Raw genomic sequence first — 19,529 nt, forward strand, 5'->3', positions numbered from 1 at the left:
TACTATTAGGTGCTGTGACTACCAAAAATTCGAAACCTGATGCACAATCGCGGTTCAGATTCCGCTTCAGCATCGTTGTTCAGCGCCGTCTTGCGTTACTTTTGCTCATTGCACAAGGCGGCATAACCGTCACCGGATCGATTGTTCGCGTTACTGGCTCAGGTTTGGGCTGTAATACGTGGCCAAACTGCCACGAAGGATCGTTGGTTCCGGTTCAAGGTGCAGCCCCCGCCGTGCACCAAGCAATCGAATTCGGTAACCGCCTTCTGACCTTCGTTCTTGTTGCTGTCGCGCTCGCGGTCTTCGTGGCTGTGGTGGTAGAAAAGCGGCGTCGTGAGATTATCGTTCATGCCGTTATCCAGGGGCTGGGCATCGTCGTTCAGGCAGTTATCGGCGGCATTTCGGTACTGCTGGATTTGAAGTGGTGGTCTGTGGCTCTCCATTTCTTACCATCAATGCTGTTGGTGTGGTTAGCCGCCATGCTTTACATACGTATTCAGGAAGATGACGCATATCCCCCAACTCGCACTTATTCCCGGAGCATGCGTTTTATCGTTTCCCTCTTTGCGGTCGGTATCGCGGCAGTGCTCGTGACCGGCACCATGGTCACCGGCGCTGGTGTGCATTCCGGAGACTCTGGGGTTGGAATGGAAGGCCGTCTGGAAGTAGATATCCAATTGATGGCGTATATTCACGCGGGCACCATGTACTTTTTCCTTGCTGTGCTGCTCATCCTTTTCGCTGGGCTAGTGCGGCAAAAAGCCCCTCTTCGAGTGCGCCGAACTGGATGGATTCTCATCGGAATGATTCTGTTCCAGATCGCTGTCGGTGTACTGCAGTTTAGGATGGGTGTCCCCCGGTGGACAGTTCCTATCCACGTCGCTATGAGTTCGGTCATTGTGGCTTTTTCCTCGTTCTTGTACACCATCGGTATGGTTCGAGAAGCGCCGCAGGATCTGGCCTCAGCGAATAGTTCCATTGCTGGCGGCACTCAATACGATCCAACGCATTTGCCAGCTTCCAAATAGAACCCTTCGTTAGGAATATATGCCCAGTTTTCGTCAAGAATTCATCGCAACAACTCAAAAAGCGGGCGCAGTCTGGGCAGGTTTCTTCGCCATGGCGATCGGACTCGGCGTTTTGGTCGTTAACGCCGGTCTGCTGTGGTGGACGGCACCGTTACTGTCTGGTTTGATCTTCGCAGGCAGTCTAGAATTCATCATGATCGGACTGTTGACCAGTACTGCGCCGATAGCCACGATCGCGATCACGACTTTTTTGACCAACTCGCGCCACGTGTTCTACGGCTTGACGTTTCCCATTCACGCCGTTTCCGGCGGATTGGCGAAGTTCTATTCCGTCTTTTCCTTGTGTGACGAGTCATATTCGATAATATCGGCGACCCCGCAGCGGGAAATCACTGCGAACCGGATATTGATAACCAACGCGGGCCTTCATCTTAGTTGGTGCTTTGGTTCAACCGTAGGCGCGCTTTTTGCCACGTTTGCCCTGGGTGAGATCCCCGGTTTAGATTTCGTTTTAATTGGTTTGTTCACGGTTTTGACTATCGACGTTCTCAAACAGACAAATGATGTCCGAAGCGCGATTATTGCTGTTGCTTGCGGCGCAATCGCCTTAATGTTTAGCCGCGATCATATGCTGGTTCTCGCGATGACTGGTTACGCTTTCGTCCTGATAGCGCGATTTTGGCTGACAGAAGTTATAGCAGGTGATAACGATGCCTAGTTCCGGTTACATCATTACGGCCATCCTGGTGGCAATGCTGATCACTTTCGCGACACGGGCGATTCCGTTTCCGCTGCAAACCCGATTGCGCAACAGCGCCTTTTTGTTAAGTTTCGGACGTTGGATGCCGGTCGGAACAATGGTCATTTTGCTTATCTATTCGGCGACCACGGTACCGTGGGCGGCGGGCTATTCGGGGTTCCTGCCGTATCTTGCCGGGTTCATTGTGACTAGCACTTTACACATCTGGCGCGGCAATACCTTTGCTTCTATCATCGCAGGAACGACTGTGTGTGTATCGCTCGCAGTATTGCTTGGCTAGTTAACGTCGCTTTTCGACGCCCCACTGCGCGACTGATCGCTGAAGGCGGCTAGAAACCGATGAGGGCGCCAATCGTCTCTAAGCCCATAACCGCATCGATAGAAAGTCCGACGAACAGCAAAGCCAGGTAGTTATTCGACAAAATGAACAGGCGCAGCGGTTTAACTTCTTTTCCGTTCTTCACGCCATTATGGAGCACAATGGCCATAATCAAGAACCACAACCCTGTGATAACTGCGGTTGCTGCGTAAATCACCCCGGCGGCGGGAATAAGAAGCGCTGTCGTGATGACGGTTGCCACGGTGTACCAGACGATTTGCCGAGTTACTTGCTCTTCCGTTCGCACTACAGGCAGCATAGGTACGCCTGCCGCTGCGTAATCCTCCTTATATTTCATGGCCAACGCCCACGTATGTGGTGGCGTCCAAAAGAAAATAATGAGGAACAGAACCACGGCTTGCCACCACTGTGCCGGAACTCCCTCCGGCAGATGGTCAGTGATTACCGCCCACCCAACAACGACCGGCATACACCCGGCTGCACCACCCCACACGATATTCATATGGGTTCGTCGCTTAAGGAACTTCGTGTACACGAATATATAAAACAGAATGGTTATCATGACGAACACGGCAGCCAAAAGCGAACCGCATAGTAGCCATAACCACAAGAAGCTCGAAATCGTCAGTATCCAGGCGAAAATGGTGGCATTTTTATTGCTGACCGTGTGGCGCACAAGTGGACGTGCCCGAGTTCGACCCATTTTTTGGTCAATGTCCGAGTCGGCAACCATATTAAACGTGTTGGCAGCAGCGGCTCCCATCCAACCACCGATGACGGTGAGCAGAATTAGAGCAATATTGTTCTCGCCACGCTCCGCCTGCAACATTGCCGGGATGGTCGCAACGAGGAGAAGTTCGATAATCCGCGGTTTCGTCAATGCGATATAAGCCTTGATCGTCTCCAAGGAATTCCTCCACCTCATAGATTTAGACAACCATTGTGCGCCGTTAGTTTTCGCAATTAAACCACGGGGCACGTTTCATACTAGTCGGCCAGAGCCTCGCTTAACCTGCGCATCCAAAAAGACTCCTGTGCACAATCCGCACAATAGTCCGTTGGCAGATTCCACTTTCGTTCTGACGCAACTCATCAATGGTAGCCCCAGTTGCGACTTTTACCACATTTCGCCAAGGCATTTCGGCAATTTAGCACCCCCATTTTCCACAATCGGCTAGGCCAACGGTTGTTTTCCCGTCGTGATGGCACGCTCCTTCTACCGCCACAGGCACGCAGCGTTGCGCTTTGAAACCAAACCGCTCGGCTTAATTTTCGTTTGGCGGCTAAAGTAGTAGGCAGCCTTTGTGGCCCAAGTACCTCTCCCCTACCATAGGACGGAAATTTCACAGTGACTCTCACCCCAGAACTTGCTGCCCACACGGTTCGAAACTATCCCGGTGATTGGTCCGAGCTTGACACCAAAGCCATCGACACCGCGCGTATTCTAGCTGCGGACGCGGTGCAGAAATGTGGCTCGGGGCATCCCGGAACCGCCATGTCATTGGCACCACTTGCCTATCTGTTGTATCAGCGGGTCATGAACCACGATCCATCCGACACTACGTGGGCGGGCCGCGATCGATTTGTCTTGTCATGCGGGCACTCCTCATTGACCCAATATATTCAGTTGTTCTTGGGGGGATTTGGCCTGGAGCTGGACGATATTAAGGCGCTGCGTACCTGGGGCGCGCTAACCCCCGGCCATCCTGAGTATCGGCACACCGATGGCGTCGAAATCACCACCGGCCCACTCGGCCAGGGCCTCGCCTCGGCAGTTGGCATGGCAATGGCTGCACGAAAAGAGCGGTTCCTATTTGATCCCGAAACCCCTGTCGGTCAGTCACCATTTGATCATTTCATTTACGTCATCGCATCTGATGGTGATCTGGAGGAAGGTGTCACTGCAGAGGCAAGTTCTCTGGCGGGTACCCAGGAACTCGGCAATTTGATCGTGTTCTGGGATGACAACCGCATTTCTATTGAAGAAGACACTCAAATCGCCTTCACAGAGGATGTGTGCGCTAGGTACGCGGCGTATGGCTGGCAGGTTCTTGAGGTCGAAAGCGGCGAAGACATCGTGGCGCTGGAGGCTGCAATTGCCGAAGCTAAGGCCGATACGAAGCGGCCGTCGTTCATTCGTATGCGCACAATTATTGGCTATCCAGCGCCAACAATGATGAATACTGCCGCGGTTCACGGTGCCGCTTTGGGTGCGGAAGAAGTTGCAGCAACCAAAAAGGAATTAGGATTCGACCCCAACGTTGATTTCCCAGTCACCGACGAAGTGTTGGCTCATACTCGCCAGTTACAACAACGCGCCAAGCAGAAGCATGCTGAATGGCAAGAGAAGTTTGATGCTTGGGCAAAGGAGCATCCAGAAGAAAAGGAACTATTCGACCGGCTAACGACCCGCAGCCTACCTGACGGCTTCGACGCAGATCTTCCGGTCTGGGACGCTGGTGATAGCGTCGCAACGCGTAAAGCCTCGGAGGCGACAATCCAAGCGTTAGCCGCAGCATTGCCGGAGCTGTGGGGTGGCTCCGCCGATCTTGCAGGTTCGAATAACACTGTCATCAAAGGCGCACCGTCCTTTGGACCTGAGCGCATTAGCACTGATACTTGGCAGACGGAACCAGGCGGCCGAAACCTTCACTTCGGAATCCGCGAGCATGCAATGGGCGCGATCGTCAACGGTATTTCGCTCCATGGTGGCACACGTCCCTATTGTGGTACCTTCCTCATCTTCTCCGATTACATGCGCCCGGCTGTGCGTTTGGCTGCGCTGATGGAGACTGACGCTTACTACGTCTGGACTCACGACTCCATTGGCCTTGGCGAAGACGGGCCAACCCACCAACCTGTGGAGCAATTAGCTACCTTGCGGGCTATCCCTAATATGTCGATGCTGCGACCTGCGGACGCCAACGAAACCGCTGCAGCGTGGCGGGCAGCGTTACTGTACAAAGAAGGCCCGAAGGGCATCGCACTTACGCGACAGAATGTCCCGGTTCTACCAGGAACTAAAGAAAAAGCCAAGGAAGGCGTTGAAAAAGGCGCATATATCCTGATCGAGAGTTCAACCCCGGTTCCTGACGTGATCATCATGGCCACCGGATCCGAGGTTCAATTGGCCGTAGCCGCGGCAGAACAGTTGGAAAGCGAAGGCATTGGCACCCGGGTTGTATCGGTACCGTGCCTCGATTGGTTTGAAAACCAAGACCCGGAGTATCAAGAAACGGTGCTTCCAAAGGCTGTCACAGCGCGGGTATCTGTTGAGGCGGGCTTGGCCCTGTCGTGGTACCGCCACCTGGGCTCGCAAGGTCGAGCTGTTTCATTGGAGCACTTCGGTGCTTCAGCCCCGTACCAAAAGCTTTTCGACGAATTCGGCATCACCGTCGAAGCGGTGGTTCAAGCCGCTCACGATTCACTGAAAGCGCAATAGTCTTTCATGCGATGGCTGCAACCAGGCGTGGTTGCAGCCTTGCCCGCTCCCACACATTGAGGAAAGTTACTACGTTATGAATGCCATCGAATCTCTCGCCCAATTGGGCACATCTACCTGGTTGGACGATTTATCCCGAGATCGCATCGAATCTGGAAACCTCGCAGAGGTAATCGCCCAGAAATCAGTCGTAGGAGTGACGACTAATCCGGCGATTTTCGCCGCGGCAATGTCCAAAGGCACTGCTTACGACGCCCAGATTGCACAATTGCGCGAAGCAAACGCAACTCCGGATGAAGCCGTTTATGCAATGAGCATTGAGGATGTCCGCAATGCCTGCGATATTTTCGCGGAGATCTACCAGAAGACCAACGGCGTTGATGGCCGAGTATCGATCGAGGTGGATCCACGTATCTCAGAAGATGCAGACGCGACGTTGGCTCAAGCACGTCACCTGTATCAGGAGGTCGGCCGGGAAAATGTCATGATCAAAATCCCCGCCACCCCCGGCTCAATCCCTGCGATTGTCGCGGCCCTTGGGGAAGGTATCAGCGTCAATGTCACCTTGATTTTCTCGGTAGCGCGGTACCTGGAAGTCATTAATGCTTTTATTGAAGGCATCCAATTGGCAGCCGAAAATGGGCATGACGTTTCCACGATCCACTCGGTGGCGTCGTTTTTCGTTTCCCGCCTCGACACGGAAGTCGATGCCAGGCTATCGGAAATCGGCACCGAAGAAGCATTGGCGTTGCGTGGAAAAGCTGGCGTCGCAAACGCTCGCTTGGCCTACGCAGCATTCACGGAGCACTCCGAGCTTGAAAACCTGCCTGCTGGGGCCAATATTCAGCGTCCCCTGTGGGCTTCGACTGGGGTAAAAAACCCGGAATACTCGCCTACCTTGTATGTTTCTGAATTGGCCGGTGAGAACACGGTAAATACCATGCCGGAGGCAACGATTGACGCGGTTTTAGCTGCCGATGATGTCCACGGCGATACGCTCAAAGGCACCCGAGCTGAAGCTGAAGAAGTTATGGCTGCGCTTTCGGAGGTAGGAATCGACTTCGCAGATGTCTTTGCGGTATTAGAGCGCGAGGGTGTCGAAAAGTTCGTTGCCGCCTGGCAAGATTTATTAGATTCGATGGAACAGAAGCTTAACTAGCGGCTGTTTTATTCTCACGGTGCCATCGTCGTTCCTCGGTGGCACATACGTGTCTTTTTAGGTTCTTCATTTTCACAACCTGTAGGATTGGCTGGCGTGAGCAATCAAGAAGAAGCACAACCTTTTCCCACGACCGTTTGGGATAATCCGTTACGGAATCCTTCGGATAAACGACTCCCCCGAATAGCTGGCCCGTGCGGCATGGTAATTTTCGGTGTGACCGGCGATCTGGCCCGCAAAAAACTTCTTCCTGCGATTTATGACCTCGCAAACCGTGGTTTGCTGCCTGCCGGATTCCCTCTTGTCGGATATGGTCGCCGAGATTGGTCAAAGTCTGATTTCGAGGATTATGTGCTCAGCGCGGTCAAGGACGGCGCCCGGACAGAATTTCGGGAGAATGTCTGGCTACGGTTGGCGGAGGGAATGCACTTCGTTAAGGGGAATTTCGATGACGATGCTGCTTTCGATACCCTCGCCGCGACATTAACCGAACTTGATGTTTCCCAAGGTGCTGCTGGAAACTGGGCGTTTTACTTGTCAGTTCCGCCAGATTTCTTCTCGGATGTATGCCACCAATTGCAGCGAAGTGGGATGGCGACCGCACCAGAACATGCTTGGCGACGGGTGATCGTCGAAAAGCCCTTCGGCCACAACCAAGAAACCGCATGCCAACTTAACAACCTCATTAATTCGGTGTTCCCGGAAAAGTCTGTGTTCCGTATCGATCATTACCTTGGTAAAGAAACGGTGCAGAATATCATGGCGCTTCGCTTCGCCAACCAGCTTTTCGATCCCCTCTGGAACAGCCACTATGTCGACCACGTCCAGATCACGATGGCTGAAGACATCGGCTTGGGCGGCCGGGCTGGTTATTATGACGGAATTGGTGCCGCCCGCGACGTCATTCAAAACCACCTCATTCAGTTGCTTGCGCTTGTCGCCATGGAGGAACCCATCGATTTCACCCCCGAGGAACTCCAGGCCGAAAAGATCAAGGTTTTACGTGCAACGTCGCCGGTAAAGCCCTTCGCTAAAACAACCGCTCGTGGACAGTATGCCGCCGGCTGGCAAGGTTCGGAATACGTCAAAGGACTCCGGGAAGAAGAGGGCTTCGATCCCAATTCCACCACCGAAACGTATGCAGCCTGTACCTTAGAAATCAACTCGCGACGGTGGGCAGGAGTTCCGTTTTATCTTCGAACCGGAAAACGACTCGGTCGTCGCGTTACAGAAATCGCGCTCATTTTCAAAGACGCACCACATCAGCCATTCTCCGAGGGCTCCCGTCACGCTCAAGGACAAAATGTAGTGGTTATTCGGGTGCAACCGGATGAGGGAATGCTCATGCGGTTTGGTTCTAAAGTGCCTGGCTCGGGAATGGAAGTTCGCGACGTCAACATGGACTTTAGCTACACGGAAGCGTTCACTGAAGAGTCTCCTGAAGCATACGAGCGGTTGATCTTAGACGTTTTGCTGGACGAGGCTTCACTCTTTCCAACGAACGAAGAAGTCGAATTGTCCTGGAAAATCCTCGATCCGATCTTGGAGTACTGGGCTAACCACGGGCGTCCTGACGAGTATCCTGCGGGTACGTGGGGTCCGGAATCTGCTGACCGAATGCTAGCGCGGGTCGGCCGCACGTGGCGTCGTCCCTAATCCGAATTTGAGGTAAGAAACTGATGATGATTTTCGAACTCCCTGATACCGACACCAGGGAAATAGCAAAAACATTGGTGCGAATTCGTGATACCGGGACGTTGGGCACAACCTCTCGGGTATTGACGCTCATTGTTGTCGCAAAATCTACCGATGACATCTCCAAGATTTTCACGGCCGCAAACGACGCTTCCCGTGAACACCCTTCCCGTGTCATCGTTTTAGTTACCGGCGAAGCTGATTGCCCAACCCGGCTCGATGCTCAGGTAGGCATTGGCGGCGATGCTGGTGCTTCTGAAGTTATTGTTATCCGCCTTGAAGGTGAGGTAACTCGACACCTCGTGCACGTGGTCACTCCCCTGCTGTTACCGGATACCCCCATCGTTGTCTGGTGGCCATTCACCGCACCGGTTAATCCCAGTGAGGATCCGCTAGGCAAGATTGCGCAGCGCCGGATCACCGACGCTGAATCTGATCCGATTGTTGACGCGCTCTACAATCGACGCAGTTCCTATGAACCAGGCGATTCCGATTTCTCTTGGGCACGTTTGACCCCGTGGCGCGGCGTTCTAGCATCAACCCTCGACCAACCGCCGCACGAAATGATAACCGAAGCTACCGTTTACGGACCGGCGCACTCGTCAAGCGTTGACCTTGCCGCTGGGTGGTTGGTTGATCGGCTGGGCGTATCGGTTACCCGTATCGCCACTGGCACGAATTCTCTCGGCGCTATCCCAGTCACCCGGGTGGAGTTAGTGCGTCCGTCTGGAACCATTGTCTTGGAGTCTCTTCCGGATAACCAAACGATCGAAGTTTCAATCCCGCACCGTCCCACCGCACGGGTTGCGGTTAATCTGCGCACAGAAGCAGATTGTCTTGCCGAAGAATTGCGCCATCTCGACCCAGACGAGGCATATGCCCAGGCACTGCGGGGATTAACTCGAGTTTTCTACCCCATTGTTTAACCAGCAGCCGTTGCTTTAGCATGTTAACCATTCCTGTATCCCAATCGAGGAGTTTGTGACCAGCGCTTATGCTCGAAATCGTCAAGACTAAATCTCTGGAAGATGTCTGCGCCCAAGCTGCAGACGACTTCACGGCAGTAATCCGAGACATCAACCAAACCGGTGGCGTTCACGGGGACGGAATTGCCCGAGTGGTTTTAACCGGCGGTGGCGCTGGTATCGGGGTGCTTCGAAACCTGATTGATGCAGATATCAATTGGGAATTGGTTCATATCTTCTTCGGAGACGAGCGCAATGTGGAAGTAACTCATCCGGATTCCAATGAGGGTCAGGCTCGTGAAGCGCTGTTGGACCACATTCAGATTCCGGAGGCGAATATTCACGGATTGCGCCTAGGCGGCATTGAGCTCGCTGGCGCTGCGGAGGAGTACCGGGCAGCGCTACACGATTTCGCCCCTTCAGGTTTTGACATCCATTTGCTAGGAGTTGGCGGTGAGGGGCATATCAATTCCATCTTTCCCCATACTCCGGCGGCTGAAGAAACAGCGGCGTTGGTTCTACCTGTTTATGATTCTCCAAAACCGCCAGCGGAACGAGTTACTTTAACCTTCCCCGCCATCGCTTCAGCTCATCGGGTTTGGATGCTTGTGGCTGGCGCCGAAAAGGCGGAAGCCGTAAAGAATATCGTCGAAGGCGCACCCGCCATTGAATGGCCTGCGGCTGGCGCACGAGGGGCGAACGAAACCAAACTGTTTGTTGCAGCGGATGCGGCAACGCTTATTTAAATACCGGAAGGCGCTGGAAGTAATTCCAGCGCCTTCTTGCTTCACCTTATATAGCCTGCGATCCCGTTGGTCGCTTATGGCATTACCGATGTGGTAAAAGGTGGCACGTTTTTGTTAACCAAAGTATAGCACAAAACTATCGGTGTGGTTCTTTTACTAATTAAAAGCTTGAAGTAGATTCAGCGCAATGATGCAGATAATCCAGATCAAGCCGGTAATGATGGTAAACCGGTCCAGGTTTTTCTCCACAACGGTGGAACCGGAGAGGTTCGACTGAACGCCGCCACCGAAAAGACTAGAAAGGCCGCCGCCCTTTCCCCGGTGCAAGAGAACGAAAAGGGTCATCAAAACACTGGCGAGAACCAGCACGATTTGGAGGGCGAGTTCCATTGAATATAAACCTTCAATCTATTTGGCCATGAGCAACTTGTTTCCAATATTGCTTTCTTAAATTTCTCAACAAATAATACACTAGCAGCCGAAGAAATCCCCTATCGCTCACATCGCGTTCGGGGATTTCTTCATCGTGCTCCATCGGACCGAGATTGCCTAGCCCGAATTACGTAACGCAGTAGCCAGGCCGTTCATGGTCAGCCGAATACAATAGCCGACGTTTTCATCGTCCGAGCCTTCCCGGTAGCGCCTCAACAGCTCCAACTGGATGACATTGAGCGGGAGCAGATATGGGTAACGACGCCGAACTGAGCGAGCCAACTGCGGGTTGTCGGCCAATAAATTATCTACGCCAGTAATCGCGAAGAACATTTCTTGGGTTAAGGCAAACTCTTCCGTGATCGCAGCAAAAATACGGTGCGCAGCTTCCCTGTCGGTTACCAGTTCCGAGTAAAGCTGCGCCAAGGTTAGTTCAACTTTGCTCATGACCTGCGCCATATTCGAAAGCACAGAATTGAAAAACGGCCAGGTTCGGTAGTATTGCTGCAATTGTTGCAATCGTGCTTCATTGTCTGGCCCGGAATTGATCCAGTTATAAAGAGCTGAGCCCATACCGTACCATCCCGGTAACATGACCCGAGACTGCGACCACGACAATACCCAGGGGATGGCTCGTAAATCGGAGATCGCGGTTGTTTGCTTGCGCGCCGACGGCCTGGAACCGATATTCAGCGCACCGATCTCAGCCAACGGTGTTGATGATGTGAAGTATTCGATGAATCCGGGGTCGTCGTGCACCAAAGCCGTGTACTTTTCCCGGCTCAACCGCGATAACTCGCGCATAACTGTATACGCTTCGGTTTCGGCTTCTGCAAAATCCTCAACTTTCAACAACGAGGCTTCAAGGGTCGCGGACACCAAGGCTTCTAAGTTGCGCTTGGCGGAATCAACAGTGCCGTATTTCGCGGAAATGATTTCCCCTTGTTCGGTGATCCGCACCGCACCTTGTACGGCACCTTGGGGCTGCGCAAGCAGGGCCTCATAGGATGGACCGCCCCCTCGACCAACCGTTCCGCCGCGACCGTGGAATAACCGGAGCGCGATATTGTGTTGTTTGCTTAAGGACACGAGTTCTAGTTCAGCGTCGTAAAGCGCCCAGTTCGCAGCGAAATAGCCGCCGTCTTTATTGGAATCGGAATAGCCGAGCATGATTTCTTGGCGATCTCCTCGTTGCCGTAAATAATTTCGGTACAACGGAATTTCCCATAGCTTTTCGACGATCTCTGCGCCTGCACGTAAGTCCTCAATTGTTTCAAATAGCGGGATTACGTCGACCGTGCCAGTTGGATTATCGCCGTCAGGTTTAATCAGCCCAAACTCGGCCAACAACACCATTGCTTCCAACACATCTGATGCGCTCTGAGCCATCGAAATTATGCTGTGGGGAACCATGTCTGGCCCAAAGAAGTCGACGGCCCGTTGTGCTTCGGCCAGTAAATCTAACTCACGCTGAGTTGCCTCGCTGAACGACGCCGCATCGCGGGAAATGAGAGGGCGCGGGCTTTTTAGTTCCGCCACAAGCACCGCGATCTTTTCCTCTTCCTTAAGGCTTCTGTAATCCGGATGCACATGCGCGTGAGCGAAGATCTCCGTGATGAAGTCTTCATAGCTCTCAGAATTTTGGCGCAAGTCCATCCCGTAGAGATGGAAACCAAAGGTAGCGATCGCTATACGAATCCGAGCGAGCCGGTCATCGGCGATCAAATCATCGTTGCTGGAGCGCAGTGAGTCGTCGATTATCTTTAGATCGTCCAGAACTTCTTGGGGATCCGCATAGGGTTGGTGGGCGGTGAACCAGGTTCCCTCCACCGCTGCACCACCAATCAATTCAGCTAACGTCGCCATTACCCTGCCTCGAATGCCGTGCACCGCGCGGCGATACGGTTCATCGACGCGCGAAGGGATGTCATTAAAGCCAAGTTCCGCAAGCGAAAGCAATTCCTCCGTGACCGTCGATAGCCGATCAGAAAGCGATAATTCGTGCTCTAACTGGTGCAATTGGGAAACGTAGTACTTCAGTGCTGTTTCTGCAGCCCGGGTGGTGGCATACCGCAAGGTTGCGGCAGTGACATACGGGTTTCCGTCATGGTCGCCGCCAATCCAGGAACCAGGCTTGATAATTGCAGTTAGCTCATTCTTTAACCCAAATTGAGCCGTGAGTGCTTTGGATACCGCACTATTGATTTCCGGGATAGCTTTTAGCAACGAGAGTTTGTAATAACGCAAGCCAACTTCGATTTCATCCTCAATACGAGGGCGCGCTACTCGGATAAGCGCGGTTTGCCATAGCAGCGTCATCCACCGCCTAATCTGACGCGAGATTTCATCGATCCGGGTGTCGGTAAGCGCATTCTTCGGTGCTGCCAAAATGTGGTGACGTTGTTTCAGCAATTGCGTGATGTGTTCTTGGACATCGAAAACAGTTCGACGTCGCGTTTCCGTCGGATGCGCGGTAAGAACTGGCGCTACCTGTGCATGGGTTAAAAGCTTTTCCACCGTTTCTGGAGCAACCGCGCTGGATTCCAGCTTGCGCCACGTTGCCTCCAGGGTGGAGTCCGGTGCCGGTATACCAGCTTCCCGATCAGCGAGATACGTAGCTGTGTCGTGTAAATCCTCAACGAGGTTTGCCAGCAAAGCAAAATGGTTGAAAGCGCGGGCTATAGGGAGTAGCTCTTCGGCTGAGCGTGTCCGGAATTGATCGACCAAAACGTCCATCGAGCAATTGCCCTTAGCGACGTCAAAGGCTAATCGCCGCGCGGTTTCGACACGCTGGAATACCTCTTCTCCTTCTTGGTCAGCAATTACGTTCCCTAATAGACTTCCGAGATACCGTATATCGTCTTTTAGCTGATCTGTCATTGGTTTTTCGTCGTCCTCTACCAAAAATATGGAAATGCGGATACTGCCTGATGCCGCTTGAAAAACATGCAAGGCCGCTGTGTGTTCCACAGCGGCCTTGCGTTATCCGTCACCGTAGTAGGTAACGAATCCTAACTAGAATGGACCGCCAGCTGCATTCGCCGCCAGCTTGGCAAACTCTTCGCCATTCAATGAGGCTCCGCCTACCAATCCGCCGTCAACATCAGGTTGGCCGACGATCTCCGCTACGGAATCAACTTTTACGGAACCGCCATAAAGGATCCGCATCTGCTCAGCAACAGCATCGCCAGCGAGTTCCTTCACAAGCCCCCGGATCGCAGCGCAAACTTCCTGCGCATCCGCAGCGGATGCTACCTTTCCAGTACCGATTGCCCATACTGGTTCATACGCAATGACGGTGCGAGACAACTCTTCCTCGCTTAAACCAGCCAGGGAATTTCTGGTCTGGGTCACCACATAGTCAACGTGAGTGCCAGCTTCCCGTATTTCTAGTGGTTCGCCGACACACACGATGGGGCTGATCCCCTCTTTCAGTGCCGCTTTCGCCTTGGCCGCAACGAGTTCGTCGGTCTCCCCGTGATATTCGCGTCGCTCCGAGTGTCCGACGACCACCCAGGTGCAACCAAGTTTTGCGAGCATGGATGCGGCGATCTCGCCGGTGTATGCGCCTGATTCGTGCTGGGATACGTCCTGTGCACCATAGGTGATGTGAAGTTTGTCCCCTTCAACCAGAGTTTGTACGGTACGAATGTCGGTAAACGGCACTGTCACTGCAACGTCAACCTTGTCGTAGTATTCTTTCGGAAGAGCAAAAGCTAGTTTTTGTACAGTAGCTGTTGCTTCCAGATGGTTGAGATTCATTTTCCAGTTGCCAGCAATAAGTGGCTTACGAGCTGCCATGTTAAGGCAAGTTCCTTTCTTTTAGAACTATATGATCCACCGCTATGGATAACTAACCGTTTTGTCCTTACCCATAGCATGGACGGATCTTGGTGGTTTAGCTTTCGAGAACCTTCACGCCAGGCAGCTCTTTGCCTTCCAGGAATTCCAGGGAGGCGCCGCCACCGGTTGAGATATGGCTGAAACCATCTTCGGGTAAGCCGAGCAGACGCACAGCGGCAGCGGAGTCGCCGCCGCCGACTACAGAGAACGCACCAGCGGAGGTTGCTGCAATGATTGCTTCTGCGACACCACGGGTTCCAGACGAGAATGCTTCAAATTCGAACACACCCATAGGGCCGTTCCAGAAAACTGTTTTCGCGGTCCCAAGAACCTCAGCGTACTTCTTGACGGTTTCGGGGCCTACATCCAAGGACATCCAGCCAGCAGGAATCTCGGCGAGGCTGACGACCTTATTTTCCGCATCTGCAGCAAAGCCACTTGCGGCGATCAGGTCGACTGGGAGAACCAGTTTGTCGCCGAACTTTTCCAGCAATTCGGTGCATTTTTCGATTTGTTCTTCTTGAAGCAGAGATTCCTGAACGTCAATGCCCTGGGCGGCAAGGAAGGTGTAGCACATGCCACCACCGATGATAACCTTGTCAGCTTTTTCTGCCAGTGCTTCGATAACACCAAGTTTGTCTGACACCTTGGCACCGCCAAGAACGACGACGTATGGGCGAGCCGGGTTTTCTACCATCTTCTTCAAGACTTCGATTTCTTTTTGCACCAAGCCACCTGCGTAATGTGGCAGACGTTTTGCCACATCGTAAACGGATGCTTGCGCCCGGTGGACGACACCAAAACCATCCGAAACGAAAGCACCATTTTCGGCGGCGAGTGCTACCAATTGATCTGCGAAAGCACCGCGTTCAGCTTCGTCTTTGGAGGTTTCGCGTGGATCGAACCGAACGTTTTCCAGCAGCAGAACGTCGCCGTCATTGAGTCCGTTTGCCCGTTCGTGGGCGTCTTCACCAACAACGTCGCCTGCCAGTGCTACGTATTGTCCTAGCGCTTCGGAGAGTGCTTCAGCTACAGGTGCCAGGGAGAATTTTTCGTTGACCTCCCCTTTGGGACGACCCAGGTGGGCCATGAGAATTACCCGGGCACCGGCTTCAGACAGCGCTTTAATGGTGGGAAGCGAAGCCGTGATGCGTCCTGCGTCGGTGATTTCCCGATCGTCGTTGAGGGGGACATTGAAATCTGAACGTACGAGGACGTGACGGCCTTCAACACCTTCATTAATAAGATCTTGCAAAGTCTTGACAGACATGTAGGTTGTACCCTTTCGCTAAGGACAATCAAATTCAGATCACACGCTCAAGTTGCCTTCATGGTTTCACGACAAAAGCGTGGTCCGTTATTTAGTGTATGCAAAAGTCCCGAGGTATTCGTGTGATATTCCTCGGGACTTTCATCTATGTTTCCCCACGAAGAGATACCATACGAATCAGCTGTGCTGCACGATTGTGGTACCTATCGTTGGGCATAATCTTAGAGGCGCTCGCCTACATACTCGGTGATGGTAACGAGCTGGTTGGAGTAGCCCCATTCATTGTCGTACCAGGAAACGACCTTCACCTGGTCGCCCATGACCTTGGTCAGCCCTGCATCAAAGATGGAAGCGTGTGGATCGGTGACGATATCGGTGGATACCAGTGGCTCCTCCGAGTATGCGAGCACGCCCTTCATTTCACCTTCGGCTGCCTTCTTGATGATCTCATTGACCTCTTCAACGGTGGTTTCGCGAGAAGCGGTGAAGGTCAAGTCGGTTGCAGAACCGGTTGGAACAGGAACACGCATTGCATAGCCGTCCAGCTTGCCCTTGAGCTCTGGGAGAACCAGCGACACTGCCTTTGCTGCGCCGGTGGAGGTAGGAACCATGTTGATGGCAGCTGCCCGTGCGCGGCGAAGATCCTTGTGAGGTGCGTCCACCAGGCGCTGATCGCCGGTGTATGCGTGGATGGTGGTCATCAGGCCTCGTTCAATACCGAGGGCATCGTTAAGTGCCTTGGCCATTGGAGCAAGGCAGTTCGTGGTGCAGGAAGCGTTGGAGATGATGTTGTGCTTCTCTGGGTCGTAGTCGGTGTGGTTGACACCTACAACGAAGGTTGCGTCTTCGTTCTTGGCTGGAGCAGAAATAATGACCTTCTTTGCGCCAGCGTCGATGTGTGCCTTTGCAGCCTCTGCGTCAGTGAAGAAACCGGTCGATTCAATAACGATATCGACGCCGAGATCGCCCCACTTCAGGTTCTTTGGATCCCGCTCTGCGGTAACGAGAATCCGGTGTCCGCCGACGGTGATTGACTCATCATCGTAGGTGACGTCCTCGTTTAGACGGCCCAGAACCGAGTCGTACTTGAGCAGGTGAGCCAACGTGTGATTGTCGGTCAAGTCGTTCACTGCAACGACTTCAATATCGGAGCCCCGCTCTTTCAACGCCCGGAAGAAGTTACGACCAATGCGACCAAAGCCGTTAATACCTACGCGAATTGCCACTTGAATGTCTCCTAAAACTAGAGTGCTCTTGGACAAGGCGGAACACTTTGAATCGGTTGGGTTTGTTTTGTTTTATATCCGATTTTCTCGGCTCGCCTTCGTTCTCAAGTGTAGCCACCCAATCCAAAACCTGCACTACCTACAGCGCAACTTTCCGGTTTTTGGGCGGTTACACTGGGGCAAATGGGGGCAGTGTAGAAATTTTCTACCGGTAAACTTGGTGGCCTGAACCGGAAAAGTGCCAGTTCAACCACGTTAACCACCCCCGTTTGGGAAGAGTTACCCACATCATGAAGGCAGTTTCCTATGTTTACTCGCCGCACCAGCAAGCAGTTTGTGAATGTTGTCACAATAAGGTTTCCGGTTGTTTCTGCATCTCTTTTTTCAACTTGGGAAGACACCCTAATAAGACACACAACCAAACACAAAGCAACATTTCCGCCTTGCGCCCATAGCCGCGTCGAAAAGCGGCCCCGTGATCAACCCGAGTGCGGAAGGATTATTACACTTGGTCAAGCAGTTCGTCGGTCACGACGGCTTGAGTGTCTGGAATTCCCAATTCCTTGGCTCGTTTATCAGCCATCGACAGCAATCGTCGGATACGGCCAGCAACCGCATCTTTAGTCATTTGCGGATCAGCCAACCGACCTAGTTCTTCTAACGACGCCTGGCGGTGCTGCACCCGAAGCTGACCAGCTTCTGCGAGGTGGTCGGGTACATCGTCACCCAAAATAGTCATCGCCCGTTCCACCCGAGCCGCAGCCGCTACCGCTGCCCGAGCAGACCGCCGTAAGTTTGCATCATCGAAATTTGCCAGCCGATTCCCACTCGGCCGGGACTCCCGCCGCAATCGGCGCTGATCCCACTGCAACCGGGTCGCATGTGCCCCCATGCGGGTGAGCAAAGCGCCGACGGCATCCCCATCACGGATGCTAACTTTCTCGACTCCCCGCGATTCCTTTGTTTTCGCCGCGATTCCCAACCGGCGAGCGCACCCAACGAGCGCTAACGATGCTTCTTGTCCAGGACAGCTCACTTCCAATCCGCTGCTCCTACCTGGATCCCCCAGTTGCCCTGCTGCTAAGAATGCTCCCCGCCAGGCAGCTTCGGCGTCGATGACGGTGCCGCTGATTATTTGGGGTGGTAATCCTTTCACTTGGTGCCCGGATCGGGTCACGAGCCCAATTCTCCGGACGAGCTTGTCGGCATCGTCAGTAATCCGCAGTAAATACCGGGCTGCCTTTCTCGATGACGGAGCTCCCAATTCCAGCAGCGTCACGTCGTTGCCGAGCAATTCCTCAATGCTTTCTTTTAACCGCTGAGCTACCTCACGGAGCTCCAGTTCCACCTCAACCACCAGTTTGTTCGCAACGATATTAAATTCCCCGGCAAACCGAATCATCGCGGCTACTTCTGCGATGATTGCCGTCTGTTTAGTTTGGGTTACTTTGCACAGCTCTTCTTTGACCTGAGTGGAAAGACTAGACACGGTTGCGAATTCCTTACAGTTGGGGGTTTATTCAGTATCGAACGGCCAATACTCCCAGTTGGGTTGTCTCATTCTAACGTTGCGACAATGCGTTTGTGTCGTACGACAGCACGACAACGGCTAAGTCGTTGAAATGACGCCGAGTTTAACCAAAATACTCCTGTCGCAGCGCGGCGGCGAGTTTTTCCGGATCGTGCCGGGATGTATACACACCTCGTGAATCTTCTTCTCGCAAATCATGGAAGGCAATTCGCGCGCCGATATTCGCCGCGGCTCGTTCTAAATGCACCCGATCCGTTGCAATTGGTAGCGCACTTGAATCAGCAATCACCACATCCGCCGCAAAATCCTTAGCATGTTGCTTGAGAATGTGTATGTGACGTTCTGCGGTGAAACCGGCTGTCTCGCCAGGTTCCGCATCCAGATTAAGAACAACAACCCGCATCGCATCGACTGAATTGAGCGTGTCCACGATTCCTGGCACGAGCAAGTGCGGCAACACCGACGAAAACCACGAGCCTGGGCCGAGTGTAATTAAATCCGCTTGCTGCAGGGCGGTAATTGCTTCGCCACAGGGCGTCGGATTGTCCGGAATGAGGCGAACCCGACGCACGTTTCCAACCGTGCTTGCAACTGCTACCTGCCCGCGAACTTGTCGGATGATACGAGGGTCAGCATCAAGACCCGAAACATCCGCTTCAATGTCAAGGGGTTGTTCGCACAGCGGAAGTACCCGCCCTTCGGCACGCAGCATTTTCGCCAATGCGTCAAGGGCGGCTACTTCGGATTGCAGCACCTCAAAAAGCCCCGCGATAAGCATATTCCCTACCGCGTGTCCGGCCAACGCACCGTAACCGCCATAGCGGTGCTGCAAAACTTTCTCCCACATACGTCCCTCGGAATCATGTGGCGCTAAAGCAGCGAGTGCCATCCTCAGGTCGCCGGGAGGAATTTGGCCGAGCTCTCGGCGGATTCGCCCCGATGAGCCGCCATCGTCGGCAACCGTGACAATTGCGGTAATTTGTTTTGGCGATAAAACCCGTACTGCGCGCAGCGTCTGGAATAAGCCGTGCCCGCCCCCGAACGATGCCACTTTAATCGGGCTTGGGATTTTATTTTCGCGTGCAGGATCTA

Annotated in this window: 16 protein-coding genes; 8 read left to right on the plus strand and 8 right to left on the minus strand. The window is 53.3% G+C overall.

Annotation, left to right across the window (positions count from 1 at the left end; genetic code table 11):
* Nucleotides 1–71 precede the first annotated feature (71 nt).
* From Q4D85_RS03265 to Q4D85_RS03275, 3 genes are read left to right on the plus strand one after another with little or no spacing between them, the layout of a single operon-like run.
* The gene (locus tag Q4D85_RS03265; protein WP_303198288.1) at nucleotides 72–1,028 is read left to right on the plus strand and encodes a heme A synthase; all 957 of its coding nucleotides are present in this window, start codon (nucleotides 72–74) and stop codon (nucleotides 1,026–1,028) included.
* A gap of 19 nt (nucleotides 1,029–1,047) precedes the next feature.
* Nucleotides 1,048–1,746, plus strand: a complete 699-nt coding sequence (locus Q4D85_RS03270; RefSeq protein WP_303198194.1) for an AzlC family ABC transporter permease — start codon at nucleotides 1,048–1,050, stop codon at nucleotides 1,744–1,746.
* Entirely contained in the window at nucleotides 1,739–2,068 is a 330-nt protein-coding gene (locus Q4D85_RS03275; protein ID WP_303198195.1) for a branched-chain amino acid transporter permease, read from the plus strand. Before Q4D85_RS03270 ends, Q4D85_RS03275 begins: the two co-directional genes overlap by 8 nt.
* Before the next feature lie 49 nt (nucleotides 2,069–2,117).
* Here Q4D85_RS03275 and Q4D85_RS03280 read toward each other — a convergent pair whose 3' ends face one another.
* Entirely contained in the window at nucleotides 2,118–3,053 is a 936-nt protein-coding gene (locus Q4D85_RS03280) for a heme o synthase (RefSeq protein WP_303198197.1), read from the minus strand.
* A 423-nt stretch (nucleotides 3,054–3,476) separates the two neighbouring features.
* Here Q4D85_RS03280 and tkt point away from each other — a divergent pair, with 423 nt between their 5' ends.
* From tkt to pgl, 5 genes are all read left to right on the plus strand, one after another.
* A complete protein-coding gene (gene tkt, locus Q4D85_RS03285; RefSeq protein WP_303198198.1) occupies nucleotides 3,477–5,570 on the plus strand; it encodes a transketolase in 2,094 nt (697 codons plus the stop codon).
* Between the two features lie 76 nt (nucleotides 5,571–5,646).
* Nucleotides 5,647–6,729 (plus strand): transaldolase, encoded by a 1,083-nt coding sequence (gene tal / locus Q4D85_RS03290; protein WP_303198199.1) that lies wholly within the window; start codon nucleotides 5,647–5,649, stop codon nucleotides 6,727–6,729.
* Nucleotides 6,730–6,825: 96 nt separating this feature from the next.
* Nucleotides 6,826–8,385 (plus strand): glucose-6-phosphate dehydrogenase, encoded by a 1,560-nt coding sequence (gene zwf, locus Q4D85_RS03295; protein WP_303198200.1) that lies wholly within the window; start codon nucleotides 6,826–6,828, stop codon nucleotides 8,383–8,385.
* A gap of 26 nt (nucleotides 8,386–8,411) precedes the next feature.
* Nucleotides 8,412–9,350 (plus strand): glucose-6-phosphate dehydrogenase assembly protein OpcA, encoded by a 939-nt coding sequence (locus tag Q4D85_RS03300; protein WP_303198290.1) that lies wholly within the window; start codon nucleotides 8,412–8,414, stop codon nucleotides 9,348–9,350.
* A gap of 68 nt (nucleotides 9,351–9,418) precedes the next feature.
* Nucleotides 9,419–10,135 carry a 6-phosphogluconolactonase gene (gene pgl, locus Q4D85_RS03305; RefSeq protein WP_303198201.1) on the plus strand — a complete coding sequence of 239 codons (717 nt, stop codon included), beginning with the start codon at nucleotides 9,419–9,421 and terminating at the stop codon, nucleotides 10,133–10,135.
* A 156-nt stretch (nucleotides 10,136–10,291) separates the two neighbouring features.
* Here pgl and secG read toward each other — a convergent pair whose 3' ends face one another.
* The 7 genes from secG to yvcK form a co-directional block, all read right to left on the minus strand.
* Nucleotides 10,292–10,525: a preprotein translocase subunit SecG gene (gene secG / locus Q4D85_RS03310; protein WP_303198203.1), complete on the minus strand. Its 234-nt coding sequence runs from the start codon at nucleotides 10,523–10,525 to the stop codon at nucleotides 10,292–10,294.
* Nucleotides 10,526–10,684: 159 nt separating this feature from the next.
* Nucleotides 10,685–13,447: a phosphoenolpyruvate carboxylase gene (gene ppc / locus Q4D85_RS03315; RefSeq protein ID WP_303198204.1), complete on the minus strand. Its 2,763-nt coding sequence runs from the start codon at nucleotides 13,445–13,447 to the stop codon at nucleotides 10,685–10,687.
* A 135-nt stretch (nucleotides 13,448–13,582) separates the two neighbouring features.
* A complete protein-coding gene (tpiA, locus tag Q4D85_RS03320) occupies nucleotides 13,583–14,368 on the minus strand; it encodes a triose-phosphate isomerase (protein ID WP_303198205.1) in 786 nt (261 codons plus the stop codon).
* A 97-nt stretch (nucleotides 14,369–14,465) separates the two neighbouring features.
* Nucleotides 14,466–15,680 carry a phosphoglycerate kinase gene (pgk, locus tag Q4D85_RS03325; protein ID WP_303198206.1) on the minus strand — a complete coding sequence of 405 codons (1,215 nt, stop codon included), beginning with the start codon at nucleotides 15,678–15,680 and terminating at the stop codon, nucleotides 14,466–14,468.
* A 221-nt stretch (nucleotides 15,681–15,901) separates the two neighbouring features.
* Nucleotides 15,902–16,906: a type I glyceraldehyde-3-phosphate dehydrogenase gene (gap, locus tag Q4D85_RS03330; protein WP_303198207.1), complete on the minus strand. Its 1,005-nt coding sequence runs from the start codon at nucleotides 16,904–16,906 to the stop codon at nucleotides 15,902–15,904.
* 502 nt (nucleotides 16,907–17,408) lie between these two features.
* A complete protein-coding gene (gene whiA / locus Q4D85_RS03335; protein ID WP_303198208.1) occupies nucleotides 17,409–18,395 on the minus strand; it encodes a DNA-binding protein WhiA in 987 nt (328 codons plus the stop codon).
* Between the two features lie 145 nt (nucleotides 18,396–18,540).
* Complete coding sequence (gene yvcK, locus Q4D85_RS03340) at nucleotides 18,541–19,506, minus strand: uridine diphosphate-N-acetylglucosamine-binding protein YvcK (protein WP_303198291.1); 966 nt, start codon at nucleotides 19,504–19,506, stop codon at nucleotides 18,541–18,543.
* Nucleotides 19,507–19,529 lie beyond the last annotated feature (23 nt).

This window comes from Corynebacterium sp. (assembly GCF_030532965.1).
In the GTDB taxonomy this organism is placed as follows: Bacteria; Actinomycetota; Actinomycetes; order Mycobacteriales; family Mycobacteriaceae; genus Corynebacterium.

What these genes read in the sequence shown, in the direction of transcription:
- tpiA (WP_303198205.1), bottom strand. Translation starts at nt 14,368, where the DNA reads ATGGCAGCTCGTAAGCCACTTATTGCTGGCAACTGGAAAATGAATCTC.
- pgk (WP_303198206.1), bottom strand. Translation starts at nt 15,680, where the DNA reads ATGTCTGTCAAGACTTTGCAAGATCTTATTAATGAAGGTGTTGAAGGC.
- Q4D85_RS03300 (WP_303198290.1), top strand. Translation starts at nt 8,412, where the DNA reads ATGATTTTCGAACTCCCTGATACCGACACCAGGGAAATAGCAAAAACA.
- pgl (WP_303198201.1), top strand. Translation starts at nt 9,419, where the DNA reads ATGCTCGAAATCGTCAAGACTAAATCTCTGGAAGATGTCTGCGCCCAA.
- Q4D85_RS03280 (WP_303198197.1), bottom strand. Translation starts at nt 3,053, where the DNA reads ATGAGGTGGAGGAATTCCTTGGAGACGATCAAGGCTTATATCGCATTG.
- tal (WP_303198199.1), top strand. Translation starts at nt 5,647, where the DNA reads ATGAATGCCATCGAATCTCTCGCCCAATTGGGCACATCTACCTGGTTG.
- Q4D85_RS03275 (WP_303198195.1), top strand. Translation starts at nt 1,739, where the DNA reads ATGCCTAGTTCCGGTTACATCATTACGGCCATCCTGGTGGCAATGCTG.
- secG (WP_303198203.1), bottom strand. Translation starts at nt 10,525, where the DNA reads ATGGAACTCGCCCTCCAAATCGTGCTGGTTCTCGCCAGTGTTTTGATG.
- ppc (WP_303198204.1), bottom strand. Translation starts at nt 13,447, where the DNA reads ATGACAGATCAGCTAAAAGACGATATACGGTATCTCGGAAGTCTATTA.
- Q4D85_RS03270 (WP_303198194.1), top strand. Translation starts at nt 1,048, where the DNA reads ATGCCCAGTTTTCGTCAAGAATTCATCGCAACAACTCAAAAAGCGGGC.